The sequence below is a fragment of the Streptomyces sp. NPDC091279 genome, assembly GCF_044757465.1.
GTDB lineage: Bacteria > Actinomycetota > Actinomycetes > Streptomycetales > Streptomycetaceae > Streptomyces.
The window spans coordinates 203,594-222,659 of sequence record NZ_JBIVVA010000011.1 but is presented as its reverse complement, the minus strand read 5'-3'; the positions used below and the strand labels follow the sequence as shown (position 1 = coordinate 222,659).

The following is a 19,066-nucleotide window of genomic DNA, read 5'->3' as shown; positions in this document are numbered from 1 at the left end:
GGGCCGGGCGGGAGCAGCGCGTGTCCCCGCCGGCACCCGCCCGGCCACTCCCGGAGACGACCGAGGGGCGGTCCCGGATTCTCTCCGGGACCGCCCCTCGGTCCGTTCGGCAGACCCTTCCACGCGCCTCCTGACCGCCGTGGATCTTCCCTCAACGGGCCGCCTCCACCGCCGTGTTGAGGGTGCGGTCGAGCCAGCCGAGGATGGTCGGGAACACCTCGGGCAGCTTGCTCACCGCGCAGTGCCCGGTGCCGGGCACGAGGTCGACGACGGTGTCCCGACGGCCCTGGAAGACCAGCGTGTCGTGCTGCGGGACATGGACGTCGTCGGCGCCGTTGACGATCAGCATCGGGGCGTTGCAGTCCTCGTCGAGCAGCGGGCGCAGCGAGAACTCCGCCCGGCGCAGGGCGAGTTCCTCGTCCGTGGGGGGCGCGTCGAAGCCCAGCGCGTTGCCGACGATGCCGTCCATGCCGAAGACGTCCTTCCGGGCTCCGGTGAACGCCGCCTCGACCGGGCCGCCCAGCACCACGGCGGCGTCGACGTCACCGGCGAGACCGGACCGGGCCGAGAAGTATCCGCCCATCGAGATGCCCACGTGTCCGACGACGCCGTTGCCGAGCGACCGGGCGTGCGCGATCAGGCCGCCGACCAGCTCCGCACCGCCGGCGCCGGTCATCGGCACGGTGGATTCGCCGGTGCCCGCGATGTCGAACGCCAGCACCTGGAGCCGGAGTTGGGTCGCGAGGAGCACCAACAGCCCGTGCACGTCCATCTTCCAGCTGTCCACTCCCCCGCTGGCGATCAGCACCGGCCGACCGGCGGGCAGGTCGAAGGGCGCGAGCAGATGCACCGGAACGTCGGTGGTGCCGCCTCGGTAGGGCAACTCCAGTACCTGGCGCCGGAATTGGAGCCCGAAGTCGGGGGCGGCCAACTGGTACTGCTCCAGCTGCCTGGTCAGCGCGACGCGCTTGCTCGCGTCGGCCAGGGTGGGGAACTTCGCCCATCCGTAGGCCAGCGCGGCCCGGTCGTGCGCGCCCGCGTCGGCGTAGGCGGCGGCCAGCTTCGACCATTCGTGGACCCATCCGCCCGGCGCGTCCGCCCACATGTCGGAGACGGCGGCCCGCACGGTGTCGACGTCACCCACCGGCAGCCCGGTGTTGATCATCTGCGGATACCGCTCGCCGAACAGTTCGGACGCGTCCAGCGGCCATGGATAGGACATGACGGGCTCCCTCTGCGACAGAGTCACTAATGCAGACTTTCTGCGTTAGTGGACGCTACTCCCGGCCGGACCTAAACGCAAGAACGATGCGTTAGGGTGGGTCGATGAGTGGCAACGAGACGCACGACCAGGTGACCCGGCGCCCCGGCGGCCGATCCGCGCGGGTCCGTGCGGATGTCCTGCGGTCGACCCTGGAGGCGCTCGCCGAACGCGGCCCCGAGGGCCTGACGATGAGCGAGATCGCCCGCCGGTCAGGCGTCCACGCCACCTCGATCCAACGGCGCTGGAGCACCCTTCAGAACCTGATCCTCGACGCGCTGCTGAGCTACAGCCAGGACCGGCTGCCGATCCCCGACTCCGGGAACGTCCGCGACGACCTGCTCGCGCTGGCCCGTCTGATCGCGGCCTACCTGGACACCCCCCTGGGCGGCGCACTGGCCCAGGCGATGGCCGCAGGCGACGACGATCCCGACCTCGCCACCCACCGCGCCCGCTTCTGGCAGGCCCGCTACGAGGCCGCCAAGGTCATCGTCGACCGTGCCATCGACCGCGGTGAACTCGCCGCCGACACCGATCACGCGCTCGCACTCGAACTCCTCGTCGCGCCGTTGCACTTCCAGGCGCTGCTGATCCGGCAGCCCCTCGACGAGGCCCGCATCGAGCGGATGGTCGACGTCCTCCTGAACGGCCTGCCCAGCTAGCCCCGCTACGGGCGCCCGCCGGTCTCGTGCGGTACTCCAACCGGCCTGCCGTCACGCCGAGTTGCCGCCCTGCCGCGAGTCGAAGGCGGGCCGGGCCTCCGGGTCGGGGGCGTTGTCCTCGGCGCCGGTCGCGGCCCAACTGGCCAGCAGGTTCAGGGCGTCGACGGTGGGCGTGGCGGGTTCGACGCTGTAGGCCATGAGGGTCAGCCCGTTGTCGGCGGCGAGTTCCAACGCCTCGTAGGCGAGGGTGAGTTCACCGACGACGGGGTGGCGGATCTGCTTGACGCCGCCCGGGTGCCGGAGGACGTCGTGGGTGGCCCAGCGGGTGCGGAACAGGTCGCTGCGCGTGGAGAGTTCGCCGACCAGGTCGATCAGGGCCCGGTCGTGGGGGTCGCGTCCGGCTTCGGCGCGCAGGATCGCGACGGTGCCCGCAGCCATCCGTTCCCCATCGACGTAATAGTCGGCGGCCGCGGGGTCGAGGAACATGAACCGGGCCACGTTGGGCGGGCGGCGCGGGGTCGCCAGGATGGGGGCGAGGAGGGCCCTGCCGAGCGTGTTGGTGGCCAGGATGTCCAGCCGCCGGTTGCGGACGTAGGCCGGGGTGGCGGACATCGAGTCCAGGATGCGCTGGACGTTGGGGCGCACCTGGGGTTTGGGGGTGCGCGTGAGGGTCCGTGCGGGGGTGTTGGCGGCGGCGGCCAGGTCGAAGAGGTGGGCGCGTTCGGCCTCGTCGAGGTGGAGGGCGCGGGCGAGGGCTTCCAGGACGCTGTCGGAGACACCGCGCGCGTTGCCCCGTTCGAGCTTGATGTAGTAGTCGGCGCTGACACCGGCGAGCAGCGCGACCTCCTCGCGGCGCAGACCGGTCACCCGGCGCTGTCCGCCGCCTGCGGGCAGACCGGCCTGTGCGGGGGTGATCCGGGCGCGGCGTGAGGTGAGGAAGTCACGGAACTCGGTACGGGCGTCCATACCCCCACGATAGGTCCGTCGCCGCGCGCGTGAGGGGGTCTGACCGTACCGGTAACAGCGGGAACCCCCTGGTGAGAGGCCATGAGCAGCCGTTCGTGCCACGGTGGGAGAAGGACCCCGGCGCCCCTCGGGAGCCCGTGCCGGAGTCCACGTCACCATTGAGGAGCACGCCATGGAATACCCGCGACTGGGAACGTCGGGGCTGAAGGTCAGCCGGATCGCGCTGGGCTGTATGAGCTTCGGCGACCCCACCCAGAGGACGCCGTGGGTGCTCGACGACGACGCGGCCGAGCCGGTCTTCCGGCAGGCCGTCGAGCTGGGCATCACGTTCTGGGACACCGCGAACATCTACAGCCTGGGCACCTCGGAGGAGATCGTCGGGCGTGCGCTGCGCAGGTACACGCGGCGTGAGGACGTCGTTCTGGCCACCAAACTGTGGGCGCCGATGCACGAGGGTCCGGGCGGGGCGGGGCTGTCCCGCAAGGCGGTCATGGAGCAGATCGACGCCTCGCTCCGGCGCCTGGACACCGACTTCGTCGACCTCTACCAGATCCACCGCTTCGACCCGCACACGCCGGTCGAGGAGACGATGGAGGCGCTGCACGACATCGTCAAGGCGGGCAAGGTGCGCTATCTCGGCGCGTCGTCGATGTGGGCCTGGCAGTTCGCCACGATGCAGCACGTCGCGCAGAGCCACGGGTGGACGCGGTTCGTCTCCATGCAGGACCAGTACAGCCTGATCCACCGCGAGGAGGAGCGCGAGATGTTCGGCCTGCTCGCCGACCAGGGCGTGGGGAGCATCCCGTGGAGCCCGCTCGGCGGGGGGATCGTCACGCGCCCCTGGGGTGAACGGTCCACACCGCGCGCGGCGCTCAACCGGACGGTCGACCAGCAGGACCGGCCGATCTTCCTCGACAGCGACCGGGCCGTCGTCGAGGCCGTCCAGCGCATCGCCCAGGCCCGCGGTGTGTCGATGGCGCAGGTCGCGATGGCCTGGGTGCTGAAGAACCCGGTGGTCTCGGCCCCGATCGTGGGCGCGACCAAGCCCCACCACCTCGCGGACGCCGTCGCCGCCCTCGACCTCAGCCTCACCACCGAGGAGAGAGACGCCCTCGAAGCCGGCTACGTCACCCGCCGCCCCACGTTCTTCTGACGCCCGGGTACCGCAGTGCGTCCGGGGTGTGGACGAGCGAGCCGAACTCCCCCCAGATACCGCCCAGTTGGGTGCGGATCGCGCAGGAGGAGGTCTTCGGCCCGGTGGTCTGCGTGATCCTTTTCGACGGCGCGGCCGAGGCGGTCGAGATCGCCGACGGCACCGTCTTCGGGCTCGTCCGGGGTGTCCACACCGCCGACGGCGCCCGCGCCCTGCGCGCCCAGGTCCGGTTCCTTGCCCTGATGTTCGGTCAACGCCCCGCCCACTCGCTGCATACGCCCGCCGCACCACCCTGACCGGCAACTTCAGCCCCGGCCCGCACACGGGACACCCCACCCGGCGACCACCTCACTGGTCCAGCGTTTCTCCACCTGTACGCGCGTGGAAGCGGGCCTTCTTCTGGCGGTTTCCGCAGGTGTTCATCTCGCACCATTTGCGGGTACGGCTCTGACTGGTGTCGAAGAAGGCCGCTCGGCAGGTGGGGGATGCGCACAGGGCCAGTTTTCCGTCCCGTTCACCTGTGATGATGTCGATCGCGTCGGCGCCGATAACCCCTAGCGCGTCCTCCACGGCGGAGGCCGAGGTGAGTCGCCATTGCCGTTTTCCCTCGGGCGTCACGACAGCCGAGGCCCGGCCTTGAATGCTGACGTCATTGATGACCTGGACAGCGGGCGCCGGGAGAGGTTCACGGCGTGCGGCCGCTGTCGCGGCGGCGTGAATCGCCTCCCTCAGCTCCCGAGCCCGTTCAAGCTGGGCGGTCGTGCAGGATTCCACGGCGAGGCCGCTCACCGCCAGCCAGTCGACGAGCCGGTTCGGCGCGGGAATGCGTTCCACGGCGTCGCCGCAACGCTCCGTCAAGGTCGCCGTGAAGCTGGTCGCGAGCACCTTGCCGAGACGGAATTCAGGGAACTGAGCACGCATGGAACCACCTTAGCCGGTTGCATGTCGCCGCCGGGACCTGTTAGAACCGTCTTAGCCGGTTCCGACAGTTCCCGGGCCGGTTCCGTCGATGACCAGGAGGTCTCATGTCCCCACACCGGAACGTCGCCGACCTTGCGGCCACCATCGATCGCAGCCTCGCCGGCACATCGGCCCACTTCGTCGGGGGCCTCTCATGAACCCCCTGACCAGCGACGTGCAGGCCTACGAAGCCCACGCGAGCGACGCCGACCTCGACGACCTGCGCGCACGTCTGGCCGCGGCCCGGCTGCCGGAGGCGGAGACGGTCCACCGCGCCGCGCCCGACCCGCGCCGTTGGGACCAGGGCGTTCCGCTCGCCGACCTCGTGGATCTCGTGGACTACTGGCGTACCGGGTACGACTGGCGGTCGTTCGAGACGCGTCTCCACCAGATCGGCCAGTTCCGTACGACCGTCGACGGTCTGGGAATCCATTTCCTGCACCGTCGATCCACCCGCGCGGATGCCACCCCGCTGATCCTGACGCACGGCTGGCCGGGCAGCATTGCCGAATTCACCGATGTCATCGACGAACTGGCAGATCCGAAAAGCCCGGACACACCGGCATTCCACGTCGTGGTCCCGTCCCTGCCAGGTTTTGGTTACAGCGACAAACCGGCCACCACCGGATGGGGAACCGAAAAGATCGCGGCCGCCTGGGTGACATTGATGGGAAAGCTCGGCTACGACACTTTCCTGGCCCACGGCGGCGATTGGGGAGGTGTGATCACCGCAATCCTCGGCGGCAGGTTCCCGGAACACGTACTCGGTATCCACACGACGCTCGCGCAGGCACCGCCCGGATTGACCACGGACGGACTGACGGAGATCGAGCGCACATGGACGGAGGAGACCCGCGATTTCTGGCGCCACCGCGCGGCGTACGCGAAGCAGCAGGCGACCCGACCACAGACCATCGGCTACTCCCTCGTCGATTCCCCGGTCGGGCTCCTCGCCTGGATTCTCGACAAGTTCGCGGAATGGACGGACACCGAGGACAGTCCGTTCGAAACGATGTCCCGGGACCGGGTTCTCGACAACGTCACCCTGTACTGGCTGACCCGGACCGGCGCCTCGGCGGCCCGCATCTACTACGAGAGCCACGACTCGCTCGACCCCGAACTCCGCGTCGACGTCCCGTCAGCGATCAGCGTCTATCCGCGCGACATCGAGAAATGCCCGCGCGGCTGGGCTCAGGAGCGGTACCGGCGGATCGTCCGGTGGCGGTCGCCCGAGACCGGGGGGCATTTCCCGTCACTGGAGGTCCCCGAGTATTTCGTCAGGGACCTGCAAGAAGGCCTCGCGGCGGTGCTGGCCGCCAACGACAGCCGGTCGTGAGGCTGTTGAGGCCGACGTGGGGGCCAGTCGGTCTGCTCCGGGGTGGTGTGCCGGATGCTCCGCCCACGCGGGCGTTCGCGGCAGGGGCCGTTGCTCAGGCCTTGTAGGCGGCCAGGCTGCGGGCTTCCCACGAGACCGGCCGGTCCCCGCCCCGCGAGCGGCCCAGGTCCCCGCCTCCTCCCTCAGCCGAAGTGGCGGACGGGTGAGCCGTCGGCCGGGGCGTACGGCAACCAGTCCGCGACCGTACCGGCGTTGACGAACTCTGCGACAGCGGACGCGAATTCGCGCCCCAGGGCACGCTGGACGTCGTCGGCCCCCGCACCCGCCCCGGCCAGGATCGGGCTGTCGGGAGAGGCGTCGAACGTGCCGAAGAGGTAGGGCAGTTCGGCGCAGTGCGTGGCTCCCAGGGCGTACGGGTCCGCAGCGGGGGCCTGGTCGAACTGGCAGACGTAGGTCGCGTTGCCCTCGCCCGCGTGCTGGTCGGTGATCTGGAACGAACCGTCGCGGAAGAGGCCGTCGGTCTGCACCGCGGTGAAGATCTCCGTGGGCGTCGCCTGCGGGTGGCGGGTGACGTGCTGTTGGTAGAAACGTGCTGGGCGGCCTGCCCGCCGATCTGGGCGGTGAGCAGTTCCAGGGCGGTGGCGGCGGTGAGGTTCCGGGTGCGGGGGTCGAAGGCGAGGAAGGCCGTCGACTCGTTGCGGGTGGTGCCGATCAGGAGCGGCTTTCCCGTCAACGCGCCGTCCGCGAGCGCCTGTTGGCGGGTGCGGGGTACGCCGGGGGCGCCGAGGACCGGGTACATCAGCGGGGCCGCGTTGCCCGGCACCGCGAGTCGGGCGGAGAGGCGGCCGTAGGCGTCGAGCAACTGCTCCACCGGCAGGGCGCGCAGGGCCTTCGCGGTGTCCGCGCCCGCCGGGATGTCCAGGAGGCGGAGATGGGCGTCGGCGGTCTCGGCGGCGTCGTGCGCGTCCTGCGGGGCCAGGCCGAAGGGGCCGCTCTGGAGCAGCAGCCGGGTGACGGACCCGTTCGTCGCGGGGTCGAGGACGAGCATCAGGGCGGAGTAGGCCCCGGCGGACTGCCCGCCGACGGTCACGGTGTGCGGGTCTCCGCCGCAGGAGGCGATGTTGTCCTGGACCCGGTCCAGCACACGGGCCTGGTCCTGGGGGTCGAGGTTGGCGGCGCCGATCTCCGGGAGGTAGAGGTAACCGAGCGGCCCCACGCGGTAGTTGGCGGTGGCGACCACGATGTCACCGAGCGCGCTCAGGTGACCGCCGTCGTACCGGTCCCAGCCGCCCGAACCGCTGCTGAAGCCGCCGCCGTGCCACCAGACGAGGGCCGGACGGGCCGCGCCGTCCGCCGGCGCCCGGCGCGGGGTGAAGACGTTGACGGTCAGGCTGCCGTCCTCGTTCCCGTCCGGCACGCGCGACCCCTGCACCTGCTCCAGCCGGGAGGCCGCCTGCGGCACGGACGGCCCGGCCCGCACCGCGTCCCGCATCTTCGCCGGGGTGTCCCTTGAGGTCTGCGCCGCTCTGCCCGCGATCTCCGCCACCGGTGCCGGGTACGACGCGTACGTCACGCTGGACGCCTCCGGCACCTTCAGCCAGGCCAAGCAGGAGGCCGGGCTGCTCCGCATGCAACAGGCGGGGGTCGTCGTCTCCGACTACGCCACCCTCATGGTCGAGGCGCTCGCGGACAACGCCATCCCGGAATCCGGCGATCTCTACGCCGCCCTCGACATGCCGTTCGCCGTCCTGGTCGGCCAGATCTCCGCCGCCCATCAGTCCTGACGCTCGCCGCAGCCTGAAGCAGGCGCGGCCCCGGCATCGTTGCGCCGAGGCGCGCCGGAGGGGCGGCGGCGTCGTACCGAAGCGCCAGTGACGCCTGCCGCGAGGGTGGTCCGGCGCCGATCACCGGCGCGTTCGCCCGCGTACCTCGCCTGGTGCTGCGCGGTCAGTCCGGGTGGCGGGCGGAGACGGTCATGGTGAGGGGGGCCGGGCCGAGGGTGGCGCCCGCGACCGGGGTGGGTTCAGGGCCCGGGGCCGGGTCCAGGTGCCAGCGCGCGGTGACGGCGGCGGCGAGCAGGGTGAGTTCGGCCAGGGCGAAGTCTTCGCCGGGGCAGCCGTGCACGCCGGCCGCGAAGGGGACGCACGCGCCCGGTGGCGGTGGGGCGGCGTTGTCCGGGTGCCATCGGTCGGGGTCGAAGGACTCGGGCCGTGGGTACCAGCGTGCGTCGCGGTGCAGGGCGTAGGGGCTGTAGAAGAGTTGGGTGCCTCGCTTGATGGAGTGGCCGCCAAGACGCAGGTCGGTGGCGGCTCGCCGGGGAAAGAACCAGATGGGCGGGTAGAGCCGCAGGGTCTCCTGGACGACGTGCCGGGTGTGGAGGAGTTCGGGCAGGTCGGAGGGGGTGACGGGGCGGTCGCCCAGGACGCGGTCGACCTCGTCGTCGAGACGTCGGCGGATCTGCGGGTGCCTGGCGAGGAGGATGAACAGCCAGGCCGCCGCCGACGCGCTGGTGTGCGATCCGCCGACGATCAGGGAGGTCGCGTCGTCGTGAAGCTGCTGCTCGTCGGCGCCGATGGCCAGCCGGGCCATGGTGGGGGTGTCCCGGTTGGCCTGGATCAACTCGTCCACCACACGGTGGATGTCGGCCAGGGCACCCCGGTACTTCCTGCGTTCCGGGCTCGGTACGCGGTCGAGGAGCGCGGCCGCCGGTCCGTAGGCGCGGCGGGCCAGACCGGCGACGACGATCGGCAGGTTGTGGTGGATCAACGAGCTGAACCCGGCCGGGAGATGCTGTCCGAAGATGGTGGCGGCCACCACGTTCAGGGTGAGGTCGGCCATCTCGGCGTTCAGGTCGATGTCCTGGCCGTCGCTCCAGGAGGCCGCCCTGGCGGTGGTCTGCTCGGCCATGGTGTCGAGGTAGGTCGCCAGGCGCTTGGCGTTGAGCAGGGGTTGGACCACGCGTCTGCGGTCGCGGTGATGCGTGCCGTCGGCCACGGCCACGCCGTTCCCGAACAGGGGGCGTGCTCTGGTGAAGATGTCGCCCCGGTCGAAGCGACGGGTGGGCCCGGTGAGCAGGGCGTGGACGAGGTCGGGGTCGTTGAGGATGTAGGCGGGCTGGCGTCCGATGCGGATCTCGACGATGTCTCCGTACCCGCGTTGCCGGTCGAGGAAGGCCAGCGGGTCCCTGACCAGGCTCACGGCGTGGCCCAGCAGGGGGAGGCCGCCCGGGGCGCGGGGTGCCCGGGATGTTCCGGTTCCGGAGGGTGCCGTCATGTCAGTCCCGTCCTGTGCGCGTGGTCCCGGCGTGGTAGCGCGGCGTCCGCAGACCCCACTCCAGATGGCCGCGCATCCAGACGCGGAGTGCGGCGGCGCAGCGGTCGGCGTGGGCCTGGACGGTGTCCGGCAGCCCCAACGCGGCGGTGAGTCGGGCGAGTTCACGGCAGGCGGCCGTGTAGGTCCCGACGCGGCGTGCGCAGGCGCCGGACACCTCGGCGGCCGCCGTCCGTCGGTCCTGGAGTCGGTCGTGGGCGGTGACGAGGACGAGGTTGTGGAGGTCGCCGTGCGCGGCCTCCTTGTCCACGGTCATCAGGTCGTTGGTCCAGCACACCAGGTCCGCCGCCGCGATCAGGAGTTCCTGGTAGGGGCGTGAGTAGTAGACGCACGACGGGAGCGCGCCGCCGTCCGTCCGCTCCACCGGATCGAACGTCTCCACCAGATCGAACGTGGGCATGATCCCGCCGAATCCGCGGCGCCAGTGCGCGAAGGTGTCGGGGCGGGGGACCTGCGCGGCCTGCCGGTGAGCGGCCTGCCAGACGCAGGCGGCCAGATAGTCGCTCACATGTCGGCGGAACCTGAGCTGCCACACCTCGCTCGTGCCCGCCGACGCCTCCGTGATGATCTCCGCCAGGGCCCGGCTCATCGGCCGGGTGGCGCGGGTGCGGGTGCCCAGCGCCGTGGCCTGGAGGTCGTGCAGGTGGGCGGCGAGGAGATCGGCGTCACGGCCCAACGCCGCCTCGTCGATCCGGTCGTCGAGGAGGAAGAGCCAGGCCATCCACTTGGCGGAGAGGGTGAGTTGGGCCTCGGTCGCGTCCGGGTGGCAGTAGGCGGCGAGCAGGCCGGGCCGGATGCGGGGCAGGCTCTCCCGTTCGGCGGGGTCGTCGCAGAGGTCGCCCGCGTCCACCCAGAGGAGCGTCCTGGCGTCGACGGTGTCGGCGTGGGAGCTGTGCCGGGCCGGGCCGCTCCAGATCGCGGAGCCTTCAACGGGCCTCGTCGACACCATGGTTCCGTTCCCTCCCCCGGTCCGACGGGCGACCGCCCCACATCGCGATCATCGCGTGCACGACGTCGACGAACTCGGGTCGTCTCAGGTGCGCCAGGGCGGCGGAGGTCTCGGCCGCCGGGAGGAACCCCCGTTGGTCCATGACCGGCAGCAGATCGGCCACCGAGAGTCGCCACGCGGTGCCAGCGGCGTTGTCCGAGGTCAGCGTCGCGCAGTGGACCCGGGCCCCGACGTCGATGAGGCCCTGTCCGAGGAGCGGGGCCGGAAACGACCGGGCCCAGGTCTCGACGTCGCTTCCGAGCGTCGCGGTGAGCGTGCCGACGATCGCGGCGCCCAGGCGTCGTACGACCGGGTCGGCGGAGGACGCGGCGGGGAAGAAGGAGGGGTCCTCGATGTAGATCCGTCCCCCGGGTGCCAGCCAGGACACCATCCTGGCCAACACCGCGTCCCGTTCCCGCAGATGGCACAGCACACTGCGGGCGACGACGAGGTCGAACGTCCCCGGCGGGAACTCCTCGGTCCGTACATCGTGCCGTCGCACGACGACCCCCGGCTGCCGGAGCCCCGCCAGGAACCGGACGTCGGTGTCGGTGGCCGTGACCTCTCCCCCGGGACACCGCCGCGCGAGCCAGCGCGCCAGGGTCCCGGCGCCCGCGCCGACCTCCAGGCACCGTGCCCCGGGGGGTAACTCCCATCGGGAGAGCAGGTCTTGCGTGGCGGGATCGCACTCGGCGGCCAGCGCGTGGAGACGCTCCCGCTGCGAAGGGTGTTCGAAGTCGAACACCTCGTCCCCGTAATCCGCATCCGCATCCGCATCCGCATGATCACGATGATTCGGCCGATCACGGTCGGCCAACGGTCCTTTCCCCATGTGCCCCTCCCCCTGCCCTCTACCGAATTCCGGCTTCCGGAAACGCCCTTGAGGAGAGTCCGGGCGCCTACCGATAATTACCCTGCGGGGGACGGCACTTAACCATCCCGGGCAGTACCGAAGCGATCTCGCGAGGATTTTTCTTCGGGCACCCCGACAGTCATACGGCGAGCGAAAACAACCCGTCTCCCTTACGTGGCACGACCAAGAACCGGAATTCATATTTACCTTCCATCTGACGCGTCCGTTTCAGGATGTCGGCGCATGGTGGCCCCCTGACCTGGGGAGTGATGGGCCGAGAACCGGGGCGGATACCGGTCGCGGCAGCCGCCGAACCGGGTTATCCGATAAATGCCCTCACGGTTCCAGGGCGCCCCGAGGAGGCAGCGCACATGACAGCGCGGACAACCACCAAGAATGTGATCGTCGTCGGCTCCGGAATCGCGGGCACCACCGCCGCGTTCCGGCTGCGGCAAGAGGGCTACCAGGTGACGCTCCTCGAACAGGAGGATTATCCCGGTGGCCGCATGTCCTCCCACGCGGTATCCGGCGGGGACAGCGCATACCGGCTCGACCGGGGCGCGAGCTGGCTCTCACGCAACTACCTGCCCATGATCAAGCTGTTGGAGGAGACCGGGCTCGCCTCCCGCATGCTCCCGTGCTCCAACGAACTGGGCGTGCTGCGCGACGGCAAGGTCCACCGCCTGTCGTTCGTACGGCCGACGGATCTGCTCCGCACCGGACTGCTGGGCTGGCGCTCCAAGCTGAAGGCGCTGAACCTCCTTCGCGACCTCTCGGCAGCGCGCCCGGCGCTGAGCTGGAGCGACATGTCGAAGGCGGCCGGGATCGACATCGAGAGCGCCCAGGAGTACGCCCTGCGCCGGCTCGACAAGCCGCTCCTCGACTACCTGGTGGAGCCGTTGTGCAGCACGCAGTTCCTCGCCCCCGCCGACGAGATCTCGGCCGTCGGGGTCCTCAGCATCATGTGGGGCACCTTCGGGGCGGCGAGCTTCACCTTCGACGGCGGTGTCGGCCGGCTCCCCGCCTTCCTCCTCGACCTCCCCCTCATGCGCTCCGAACAGACGCGCGTCGAGCTGAACGCGCGCGTGAGCGACGTCCGCCAGGACGGCAACGGCGTCCACGTCACCTGGGAGCGCGACGGGGCGAGCCGCGTCGAACACGGTGACGCCTGCGTCGTCGCCGTTCCCGGGCCGATCGCGGCGGGCCTCGTTCCCTCGCTCACCGACGACCAGCGCGCGTACCTCAGCGCACTGCGCTACACCAGCGACGTCCACGTCACCTTCGGGCTGCGCGAGGCGACGGGCGAAACAGCTCTGGGCGTCGCCATCCCGCTCCGCGAGCATCCCGACCTGTGTGTGGTGCTCCACGAGCACAACCTCGGCCCCGGCCGGGCACCTGCGGACCAGGGCCTGGTCACCCTCGTGTTCCGCCACCACTGGAGCGCCGCGCGCAAGAGCGTCGACGACGACACGGTCGTCGAGGACTCCCTCACCGCCCTCACCGAGGTGCTCCCCGATCTCGCCGCCCACATCGGCAAGCACCGTGAGATGGCCGCCGTTCAACGCTGGGACCGAGCCGTCCTCGCCCGCCCCACCGGCGGCTACGGCGACCTCGCCCGCTTCACCAGCAGCCTCGACCCCCGGTCCCCGATCCAACTCGCCGGAGACTACTTCGCGTACAGCACCACCAACGCCTCCCTCTCAACAGGAGAAGCAGCCGCGCAACGCGTAGCGGCACTCCTGTCCACTTGAGCGAACCCGCGCCACCGTGGTTGCGGCCTTCGACCGCCGTGAAGGGCAACCGCCCGACGATGCCTGGTTGTTGGCGTCGCGACGTGTCTTGCGCTCGGTCGGCCGACGTCGCGACCCTCGATCGACCAAGAGGCGACCCGACCGCCACCGGCCTGGTGGTCAGACCAGGGCCCTTCTGACCACGGGTTCGCGTTCCAGCAGTCCGGCCCGGGACAGTTCCTCGGCCACATCGAGGGTCACCTCGGCCAGGTGGGTCAGGACGGCGGCCACCGGTGCGGGGACCTGGCCGGGAGCGGTCAGGCGGTGCAGGACCAGGGTCTCGAACGTGCCCGGCACCGGCAGCGGGAGCAGGGTCAGCCCGGGGGTGCGCGAGGCGACCGAGCCCGGCAGCACGACCGCGCCCAGCCCGGCGCGCACCATCGCCGCCACCGCGGACCAGTTGGTCGCCCGATGGGCGGTCGGCCTGTCCGGCAGCCCCAGTTCGGTGGCCAGCCGGGCGTGGGCACGGGCCCGCGCGCTTCCCTCCGGAGCCCCGATCCAGGGCACGGCCGCCAGTTCGGCCGCCCCGGTCGGGGGATCGCCCCAGCTGCCGGGCACCCCGACCCGGTACTGCTCCTGCGTGAGGACCTTCAGGGCGCAGCCCGACGGCGCGTCCGGCCGGTGCTCCTGGTCGCCGGTGATCAGGAGCACGTCCAGGGCACCCTGGCGCAGCGCCCTCAGACCGTCCGAGGCGGATGTCTCGCGCAACTCCGGTCGCAGGGCCGGATAGCGCTCGACGAGCGACGCGGTCGCGCGGGCGACCAGGGTGGTGAGTACGGCCAGCACCGATCCGATCACCACCGGGCCTTCGATGCCGGCCGTTCCCGTACCGGTCAACTCCCGCTCTGCGGCGGACAGTTCTTCGGCGATCCGGCCGCCGTACGCGGCGAGCGCCAGACCGGTGCGGGTGAGTTCGGCCCGGCCGTCGGCCCGGTCCAGCAGGGGCACCCCGGCCTCCTGCTCCAGCCTGCGTACCGTCTGGGAGACAGCTGAGGGACTGACGCCGAGCAGCCGTGCGGCGGCGGCGATCCCCCCGGCCTGGTGCACGGTGTGCAGCACGACAAGCCGCCTGGGGTCCACATCCATATCCGCTCCCTCGGCGACAGTCGGTCGGCCGAGGCCAGTCCATCACGATCCGGCGTGCTGTTCGACGGCGTCCCTGACCTTCCGCATCAGCGGGGCGACGACGCTTGCGGGGGTGTTGGTCAGGAAGTGGTCGCTGGCGGAGTTCGGGTAGTACGTGACCAGGCCGAAGGTGGTCGGGGTCAGCCACAGGCAGGACGAGGACAGGGCGGCCAGGCCGCCGGACTGGAGCATGGTCTCCTGGCAACCGGCCTGTCCGCCGTGGTCGCCCGCCGTGGTCGACTGCCAGTCCTGGGTGATCCGGTCGCCGGTCCCGTCCTGCCGGGTGTCCGGCACCTGGGCCATCCGCTTCAACGTTGACGGGTCGTAACCGGAGCCGTTGAGTCCGGCGAAGACGAGATAGCCACCCTGGCTGGGATCGTCGTAGACCGCCTCGACCGAGCTGCCGGTGATGCCGAGTTCCGCGGTGGTCTGGTCGAGGGCCTGGGTCAGTTTCGCCATCTTGGCGGCGGACGGCTGGACCCGCGCCAGCCCGTCCACAGACCCTGGCGTGGTCAGCGTCCACCCGTTCCCGGAACTCTCACCCGAAACCGCTGAACCACCGGCAACGGCGGAGGAGTCGCCATCGCCCCGGGCCGACGCGGAGGACTCTGCTGAGGCCCTCCCGCCGCCGCACCCGGTGACCGCCACGCAGAGAACGGCACTCAGAACGAGCAGGGCTGCCGACGTGGCGGGCTGCTTGGGCATGACGGCTCCTAGGCAAGGCGGGCGAGCGGCGAGGCGGACCGCTCCACTGTGCCGACCACCCCACCACCGAGGAAGCAAGCCCTGCTTCACCCCACCAAAAACCCCTGCTTCACCCCACCGACCTCGGGCCCGGGCACGGCAGCACAAACAAGTCGAAAACCCGGTCACCCTCTGACATCCTGCGGGCCGCACTCAAGGCTGCGGGACTGACTGCGACCCTCATCGCCACCGTCACCTCCTTCAGGGCCAGTCTTCTCCCTCATGCGGGACAGCGACCTCCCTCCCGGTGACCAGCTCAGTCCGCTGCGGGCACCGAGTTCCTCCAGGGCCGAGGCGGTGGAGCTTGGCTCATACCTGGGCCTCGGTCCTATCCTCACAGGTGCGTCGCCCGGCGCAGCAGGCGGTCGATGTTCTCGCGGCTGCGCCTGTCGGTGGGGGTCTGGACGACGAGTCGGACGCCGGGGTGGTCGGTCAGTTCCATGCCGGTGGCACGCAGGCTCACTTCGCCGATCCCCGTGATGTCGTAGCGCTTGTCGCACAGGTGCGGTGGAGCGACGTCGTGCGTGGCCCAGAGCCGAGAGAACAGCGGGCTGGCGGCGCACAGACGGGTGACGAAGTCCTGCCATCGCGGGTCGCCCGCGTTCTGGCTGTAGCGATAGCGGAACCCTGCCACGGCCTCGGGCGCCTGCTCGTCGCGGTTGACGAGGTGGTGCTGCCCCTCCGGTGCCGCGAAGAGCTGCCAGAGGGTGTTGCGTTCGCCGGGCGGAGCACTGACCAGGGCGGGGTGCAGGGCCGCGTATGCGCGGTTCCAGCGCAGCACGTCGGTGCGGGCGTCGACCAACATGGCGGGCAACGGGTCCAGGGCTTCCAGGACGGTGTCGAGGTGGCCGGGGAGCTCGGTCGGCGGATCGCTGGTGACCGGGGGCTGGGGGACCTCGGCCAGACGGTAGAGGTGGTCGCGCTCGGCGGCATCCAGAAACAGTGTGCGGGCCACCGCGTCGAGCACCTGCGAGCTGACGTTGATCGGCCGCCCCTGCTCCAGCCACGTGTACCAGGTGATGCCGACACCGGCCAGCTGGGCGACCTCCTCGCGGCGCAGTCCGGGGGTGCGCCGCCGGACTCCCGGGGGGATGCCGAAGTCCTCGGGTGAGACCCGCGCGCGTCGTGAGCGCAGGAACTCCCGCAGTTCGGTCCGGTTCGTGGTCGTCGGCACCTGTCCACTGTGCCAGAGCCGGGAGGCGTCGGACTGGTGCTGCCAGTACCCGTATCAGCAGGCTTCTGGCACCGGTGTCCGCACCGGGCGCAGGCTCGTACCGCCTGTGTTCCCCAGGACGTTTCCTTCGGAACGGCTACCCAGATGAACGGACGACGAGTTCCATGAGCAACGCGTTTCACAACAAGGTCGCGGTCGTGACGGGCGGGAGTGCCGGTATCGGCCACGTCACCGCGCGGAAGATCGCCGAAGGGGGCGGCACCGTCTACATCACGGGCCGGAACCAGGACGCCCTGACGGCGGCGGCCGCGGAACTACCGGGTGATGTCGTCGGGGTGCGGGCCGACTCGCGCTCGGCCGACGACCTCGACCGGCTCTTCGCACAGGTGGAGCGGCGCAGCGGCAGGCTGGACGTGCTGGTCGTCAACGCGGCGGCGATCGCGACCGCACCGCTGGGAACCATCACCGAGGACGTCATCAGGTCGGTCTTCGACGTCAACATCACCGGCACGATCATGACCGTCCAGAAGGCGCTGCCGCTGTTGGCGGACGGGGGCGTCATCGTCCTCACCGGCTCGATGGCCGCGCACAAGGCGTCGCGCGGGCGGAGTCTCTACGCGGCGTCCAAGGCCGGGGTCCGTGCCCTCGCCCGTACCTGGGCCCTTGAGCTGACCCCACGCGGGATTCGAGTGAACGTGGTGAGCCCGGGCCCGACGGACACGCCCGGTATCGCACAGCTGGCCGCCACCGCCGAGGAACGCGAGGCGCTCATCGCCACGATGGGCACCGGGACCCCGATGACCCGGGCCGGTACGGCGGAAGAGGTCGCCGCCGTCATCGCCTTTGTCGCCTCGGACGCAGCCTCCCACGTCAACGGCGCCGACTACCAGGTCGACGGCGGTTACGGCCAGGTCTGACACCTTCACGGGGCCGTCACGGACTACCTGGCCACGGCCGAACGTCCTCGATCACGGCCTCGTACTGGTGGCGGTGGACCAGCGTTCGGCGATGGCGTTCCGCATGTCAGGGCCTTTCGGGCTTGTCCGCACACCTCCGTGTGCTGCGCGCACCGCGTTCCCTTCCCGCTACAGCGGTCCGCACCCGCTGGCACCGGTCAAGGACCGCCGGCCCCCAGAAACGACCAAGGGGCGGTTCCGGATTTCTCCGGAACCGCCCCTTGTCTGCGACTGTCTCCAGTCGGGACGACAGGATTTGAACCTGCGACCCCTTGACCCCCAGTCAAGTGCGCTACCAAGCTGCGCCACGTCCCGATGCGTCTCGCGCGGTGGACCGCGTGATCGTGCGGACAGCACTTTACCCCACGTCGGGGGCCCTGCCGAAGCCGGGCCCCGAGGGGCACAATCGGCGGTATGAGCGGTGCGGGAGACGGCGGCGGAGCGCGGGACCGGGACGACGAGGGGCGGGCGCGGAACGCGCGGCCACGGGACGGGCTCGGGCGGCCGATGCCGTACGGGACGCAGGGGGTGCGGCGGCAGCCCGAGGGCGTCGTGCGGGCTCCTGAGCTGACCGTCGTCGAGGCGCAGGAGCTGTTGGACGCGGGGAAGCCGTTCCACGCGCACGAGGTGTTCGAGGACGCCTGGAAGTCGGGTCCCGAGACGGAACGGGGGCTGTGGCGGGCGTTGGCCCAGGTCGCCGTCGGGCTCACGCACGCCGCCCGCGGGAATCTCACCGGCGGCGTACGGCTGCTGCGGCGCGGCGCGGGGAACGTCGAGGAGTGGGCCCGGGAGACGGGCTCGGCGCGGCCGTACGGCATGGATCTGGACGGCGTGGTGCGCTGGGCGCGGGCGCTGGCCGCCGAGGTGGAGGCGACCGGCGTGGTCGTCGACGCGGGGGCGCGGGCGCCGGTGCTGCGGGGCTGACGGACGCGGTGCGGCCGTTGTCAGTGGGGTGCGGCAGACTCGACGTGTGCGAAAGATTCATGTCATCGGTATCGGTTCGGGCGACCCCGAGCAGCTGACCCTTCAGGCGGTGCGGGCGCTGCGCGGCACGGACGTGTTCTTCGTCCTGGACAAGGGCGAGGTGAAGGCCGACCTGACGGGGCTGCGCCGCGAGCTGCTCGACGCGCATGTGGAGCCGGGCTCGTACCGGGTGGTCGAGGCGCGTGACCCGGAGCGGGACCGCACGGCGGGCGGGTCGGCGTACTCCCCGGCCGTCGGGGACTGGCGGCGGGCCCGGGCGGACATCTACGAGCGGCTGATAGCCGAGGAGTTGGGCGAGGGGGAGAGCGGCGCGTTCCTGGTGTGGGGCGATCCGGCGCTGTACGACAGCACGCTCGGCATCCTGGAGGAGATCCTCGCGCGCGGCGCCGTGGACTTCACGTACGACGTCGTGCCGGGCATCAGCAGCGTCTCGGCGCTGGTCGCCCGGCATCGCACGGGGCTGAACCGGGTGGCGGGGCCGGTGCAGATCACCACCGGGCGGCGGCTCGCCGAGGGGTTCCCGGAGGGGGTGGACGACGTGGTGGTGATGCTCGACGCCCACCAGGCGTTCCGGGCGTACGCGGACCAGGACATCGACATCTACTGGGGCGCCTACATCGGCACCCCGGACGAGATACTCGTCGCCGGGCCGCTCGCCGAGGCCGGGCCGCGGATCGAGGCGGTGCGGGCCGAGGCCCGTGAGCGCAAGGGCTGGATCATGGACACGTATCTGCTGCGCCGCAACCCCGGGCAGGGCTGAACGCCACCCGGGCGGACCGGTACC

18 protein-coding genes, 1 tRNA gene and 1 pseudogene are annotated in these 19,066 nt (G+C 71.1%); 9 read left to right on the top strand and 11 right to left on the bottom strand.

The window, feature by feature from the left end; all coding sequences use genetic code 11:
• Nucleotides 1-151: 151 nt before the first annotated feature.
• The gene (locus ACIQOU_RS27355; protein WP_401540182.1) at nucleotides 152-1,222 is read right to left on the bottom strand and encodes an alpha/beta fold hydrolase; all 1,071 of its coding nucleotides are present in this window, start codon (nucleotides 1,220-1,222) and stop codon (nucleotides 152-154) included.
• Between the two features lie 104 nt (nucleotides 1,223-1,326).
• Between ACIQOU_RS27355 and ACIQOU_RS27350 the strand changes: the two genes are divergently transcribed.
• Complete coding sequence (locus ACIQOU_RS27350; RefSeq protein WP_401540179.1) at nucleotides 1,327-1,923, top strand: TetR/AcrR family transcriptional regulator C-terminal ligand-binding domain-containing protein; 597 nt, start codon at nucleotides 1,327-1,329, stop codon at nucleotides 1,921-1,923.
• 51 nt (nucleotides 1,924-1,974) lie between these two features.
• Here the strand turns inward: ACIQOU_RS27350 and ACIQOU_RS27345 are convergent, their stop codons facing one another.
• Nucleotides 1,975-2,889: a helix-turn-helix transcriptional regulator gene (locus tag ACIQOU_RS27345; RefSeq protein WP_401540177.1), complete on the bottom strand. Its 915-nt coding sequence runs from the start codon at nucleotides 2,887-2,889 to the stop codon at nucleotides 1,975-1,977.
• A 172-nt stretch (nucleotides 2,890-3,061) separates the two neighbouring features.
• Here ACIQOU_RS27345 and ACIQOU_RS27340 point away from each other — a divergent pair, with 172 nt between their 5' ends.
• Nucleotides 3,062-4,042 carry an aldo/keto reductase gene (locus ACIQOU_RS27340; RefSeq protein WP_401540175.1) on the top strand — a complete coding sequence of 327 codons (981 nt, stop codon included), beginning with the start codon at nucleotides 3,062-3,064 and terminating at the stop codon, nucleotides 4,040-4,042.
• A 71-nt stretch (nucleotides 4,043-4,113) separates the two neighbouring features.
• Nucleotides 4,114-4,338: an aldehyde dehydrogenase family protein gene (locus tag ACIQOU_RS27335; protein WP_401540173.1), complete on the top strand. Its 225-nt coding sequence runs from the start codon at nucleotides 4,114-4,116 to the stop codon at nucleotides 4,336-4,338.
• A 52-nt stretch (nucleotides 4,339-4,390) separates the two neighbouring features.
• Here ACIQOU_RS27335 and ACIQOU_RS27330 read toward each other — a convergent pair whose 3' ends face one another.
• Nucleotides 4,391-4,963 (bottom strand): CGNR zinc finger domain-containing protein, encoded by a 573-nt coding sequence (locus ACIQOU_RS27330; RefSeq protein WP_401540170.1) that lies wholly within the window; start codon nucleotides 4,961-4,963, stop codon nucleotides 4,391-4,393.
• 193 nt (nucleotides 4,964-5,156) lie between these two features.
• Between ACIQOU_RS27330 and ACIQOU_RS27325 the strand changes: the two genes are divergently transcribed.
• On the top strand, nucleotides 5,157-6,338 hold the full coding sequence (locus ACIQOU_RS27325; RefSeq protein ID WP_401540169.1) for an epoxide hydrolase family protein: 1,182 nt from the start codon (nucleotides 5,157-5,159) through the stop codon (nucleotides 6,336-6,338).
• Nucleotides 6,339-6,520: 182 nt separating this feature from the next.
• On the opposite strand, the pseudogene ACIQOU_RS27320 reads toward ACIQOU_RS27325, so the two are convergent.
• Nucleotides 6,521-7,830, bottom strand: a pseudogene (locus ACIQOU_RS27320) (carboxylesterase family protein).
• Here ACIQOU_RS27320 and ACIQOU_RS27315 point away from each other — a divergent pair.
• Nucleotides 7,718-8,122: an isochorismatase family protein gene (locus tag ACIQOU_RS27315; protein WP_401540167.1), complete on the top strand. Its 405-nt coding sequence runs from the start codon at nucleotides 7,718-7,720 to the stop codon at nucleotides 8,120-8,122. The pseudogene ACIQOU_RS27320 and the gene ACIQOU_RS27315 sit on opposite strands and share 113 nt — an antisense overlap.
• Nucleotides 8,123-8,285: 163 nt before the next feature.
• On the opposite strand, the gene ACIQOU_RS27310 is transcribed toward ACIQOU_RS27315, so the two are convergent.
• From ACIQOU_RS27310 to ACIQOU_RS27300, 3 genes are read right to left on the bottom strand one after another with little or no spacing between them, the layout of a single operon-like run.
• Nucleotides 8,286-9,611: a cytochrome P450 gene (locus ACIQOU_RS27310; protein WP_401540165.1), complete on the bottom strand. Its 1,326-nt coding sequence runs from the start codon at nucleotides 9,609-9,611 to the stop codon at nucleotides 8,286-8,288.
• Between the two features lies 1 nt (nucleotide 9,612).
• A complete protein-coding gene (locus ACIQOU_RS27305) occupies nucleotides 9,613-10,617 on the bottom strand; it encodes a terpene synthase family protein (protein WP_401540162.1) in 1,005 nt (334 codons plus the stop codon).
• The gene (locus ACIQOU_RS27300; protein ID WP_401540159.1) at nucleotides 10,595-11,401 is read right to left on the bottom strand and encodes a class I SAM-dependent methyltransferase; all 807 of its coding nucleotides are present in this window, start codon (nucleotides 11,399-11,401) and stop codon (nucleotides 10,595-10,597) included. The genes ACIQOU_RS27305 and ACIQOU_RS27300 overlap by 23 nt, the downstream gene beginning before the upstream one ends.
• Before the next feature lie 479 nt (nucleotides 11,402-11,880).
• Here ACIQOU_RS27300 and ACIQOU_RS27295 point away from each other — a divergent pair, with 479 nt between their 5' ends.
• Nucleotides 11,881-13,260: a protoporphyrinogen/coproporphyrinogen oxidase gene (locus ACIQOU_RS27295; RefSeq protein WP_401540157.1), complete on the top strand. Its 1,380-nt coding sequence runs from the start codon at nucleotides 11,881-11,883 to the stop codon at nucleotides 13,258-13,260.
• Nucleotides 13,261-13,419: 159 nt separating this feature from the next.
• Here the strand turns inward: ACIQOU_RS27295 and ACIQOU_RS27290 are convergent, their stop codons facing one another.
• The 3 genes from ACIQOU_RS27290 to ACIQOU_RS27280 all read right to left on the bottom strand — a co-directional run bounded on the left by ACIQOU_RS27290 (nucleotide 13,420) and on the right by ACIQOU_RS27280 (nucleotide 16,342).
• Complete coding sequence (locus ACIQOU_RS27290) at nucleotides 13,420-14,385, bottom strand: LysR family transcriptional regulator (protein ID WP_401540154.1); 966 nt, start codon at nucleotides 14,383-14,385, stop codon at nucleotides 13,420-13,422.
• 42 nt (nucleotides 14,386-14,427) lie between these two features.
• Entirely contained in the window at nucleotides 14,428-14,922 is a 495-nt protein-coding gene (locus ACIQOU_RS27285) for a hypothetical protein (protein WP_401540151.1), read from the bottom strand.
• Nucleotides 14,923-15,502: 580 nt separating this feature from the next.
• On the bottom strand, nucleotides 15,503-16,342 hold the full coding sequence (locus ACIQOU_RS27280; RefSeq protein WP_401540149.1) for a helix-turn-helix transcriptional regulator: 840 nt from the start codon (nucleotides 16,340-16,342) through the stop codon (nucleotides 15,503-15,505).
• 164 nt (nucleotides 16,343-16,506) lie between these two features.
• Here ACIQOU_RS27280 and ACIQOU_RS27275 point away from each other — a divergent pair, with 164 nt between their 5' ends.
• Nucleotides 16,507-17,259, top strand: coding sequence for an SDR family NAD(P)-dependent oxidoreductase (locus ACIQOU_RS27275; RefSeq protein WP_401540147.1), 753 nt, complete (start codon nucleotides 16,507-16,509; stop codon nucleotides 17,257-17,259).
• A 280-nt stretch (nucleotides 17,260-17,539) separates the two neighbouring features.
• Here ACIQOU_RS27275 and ACIQOU_RS27270 read toward each other — a convergent pair.
• Nucleotides 17,540-17,613: transfer RNA gene (locus tag ACIQOU_RS27270), tRNA-Pro, on the bottom strand.
• A 99-nt stretch (nucleotides 17,614-17,712) separates the two neighbouring features.
• On the opposite strand from ACIQOU_RS27270, the gene ACIQOU_RS27265 reads away from it, so the two are divergent.
• Complete coding sequence (locus ACIQOU_RS27265) at nucleotides 17,713-18,222, top strand: DUF309 domain-containing protein (RefSeq protein ID WP_401540144.1); 510 nt, start codon at nucleotides 17,713-17,715, stop codon at nucleotides 18,220-18,222.
• A gap of 46 nt (nucleotides 18,223-18,268) precedes the next feature.
• On the top strand, nucleotides 18,269-19,042 hold the full coding sequence (gene cobF, locus ACIQOU_RS27260) for a precorrin-6A synthase (deacetylating) (protein WP_401540142.1): 774 nt from the start codon (nucleotides 18,269-18,271) through the stop codon (nucleotides 19,040-19,042).
• Nucleotides 19,043-19,066 lie beyond the last annotated feature (24 nt).

Coding starts and splice junctions, on each gene's coding strand:
- ACIQOU_RS27355 (WP_401540182.1), bottom strand. CDS start 1,222: ATGTCCTATCCATGGCCGCTGGACGCGTCCGAACTGTTCGGCGAGCGG.
- ACIQOU_RS27350 (WP_401540179.1), top strand. CDS start 1,327: ATGAGTGGCAACGAGACGCACGACCAGGTGACCCGGCGCCCCGGCGGC.
- ACIQOU_RS27345 (WP_401540177.1), bottom strand. CDS start 2,889: ATGGACGCCCGTACCGAGTTCCGTGACTTCCTCACCTCACGCCGCGCC.
- ACIQOU_RS27340 (WP_401540175.1), top strand. CDS start 3,062: ATGGAATACCCGCGACTGGGAACGTCGGGGCTGAAGGTCAGCCGGATC.
- ACIQOU_RS27330 (WP_401540170.1), bottom strand. CDS start 4,963: ATGCGTGCTCAGTTCCCTGAATTCCGTCTCGGCAAGGTGCTCGCGACC.
- ACIQOU_RS27325 (WP_401540169.1), top strand. CDS start 5,157: ATGAACCCCCTGACCAGCGACGTGCAGGCCTACGAAGCCCACGCGAGC.
- ACIQOU_RS27310 (WP_401540165.1), bottom strand. CDS start 9,611: ATGACGGCACCCTCCGGAACCGGAACATCCCGGGCACCCCGCGCCCCG.
- ACIQOU_RS27305 (WP_401540162.1), bottom strand. CDS start 10,617: ATGGTGTCGACGAGGCCCGTTGAAGGCTCCGCGATCTGGAGCGGCCCG.
- ACIQOU_RS27295 (WP_401540157.1), top strand. CDS start 11,881: ATGACAGCGCGGACAACCACCAAGAATGTGATCGTCGTCGGCTCCGGA.
- ACIQOU_RS27290 (WP_401540154.1), bottom strand. CDS start 14,385: ATGGATGTGGACCCCAGGCGGCTTGTCGTGCTGCACACCGTGCACCAG.
- ACIQOU_RS27275 (WP_401540147.1), top strand. CDS start 16,507: ATGAGCAACGCGTTTCACAACAAGGTCGCGGTCGTGACGGGCGGGAGT.
- ACIQOU_RS27265 (WP_401540144.1), top strand. CDS start 17,713: ATGAGCGGTGCGGGAGACGGCGGCGGAGCGCGGGACCGGGACGACGAG.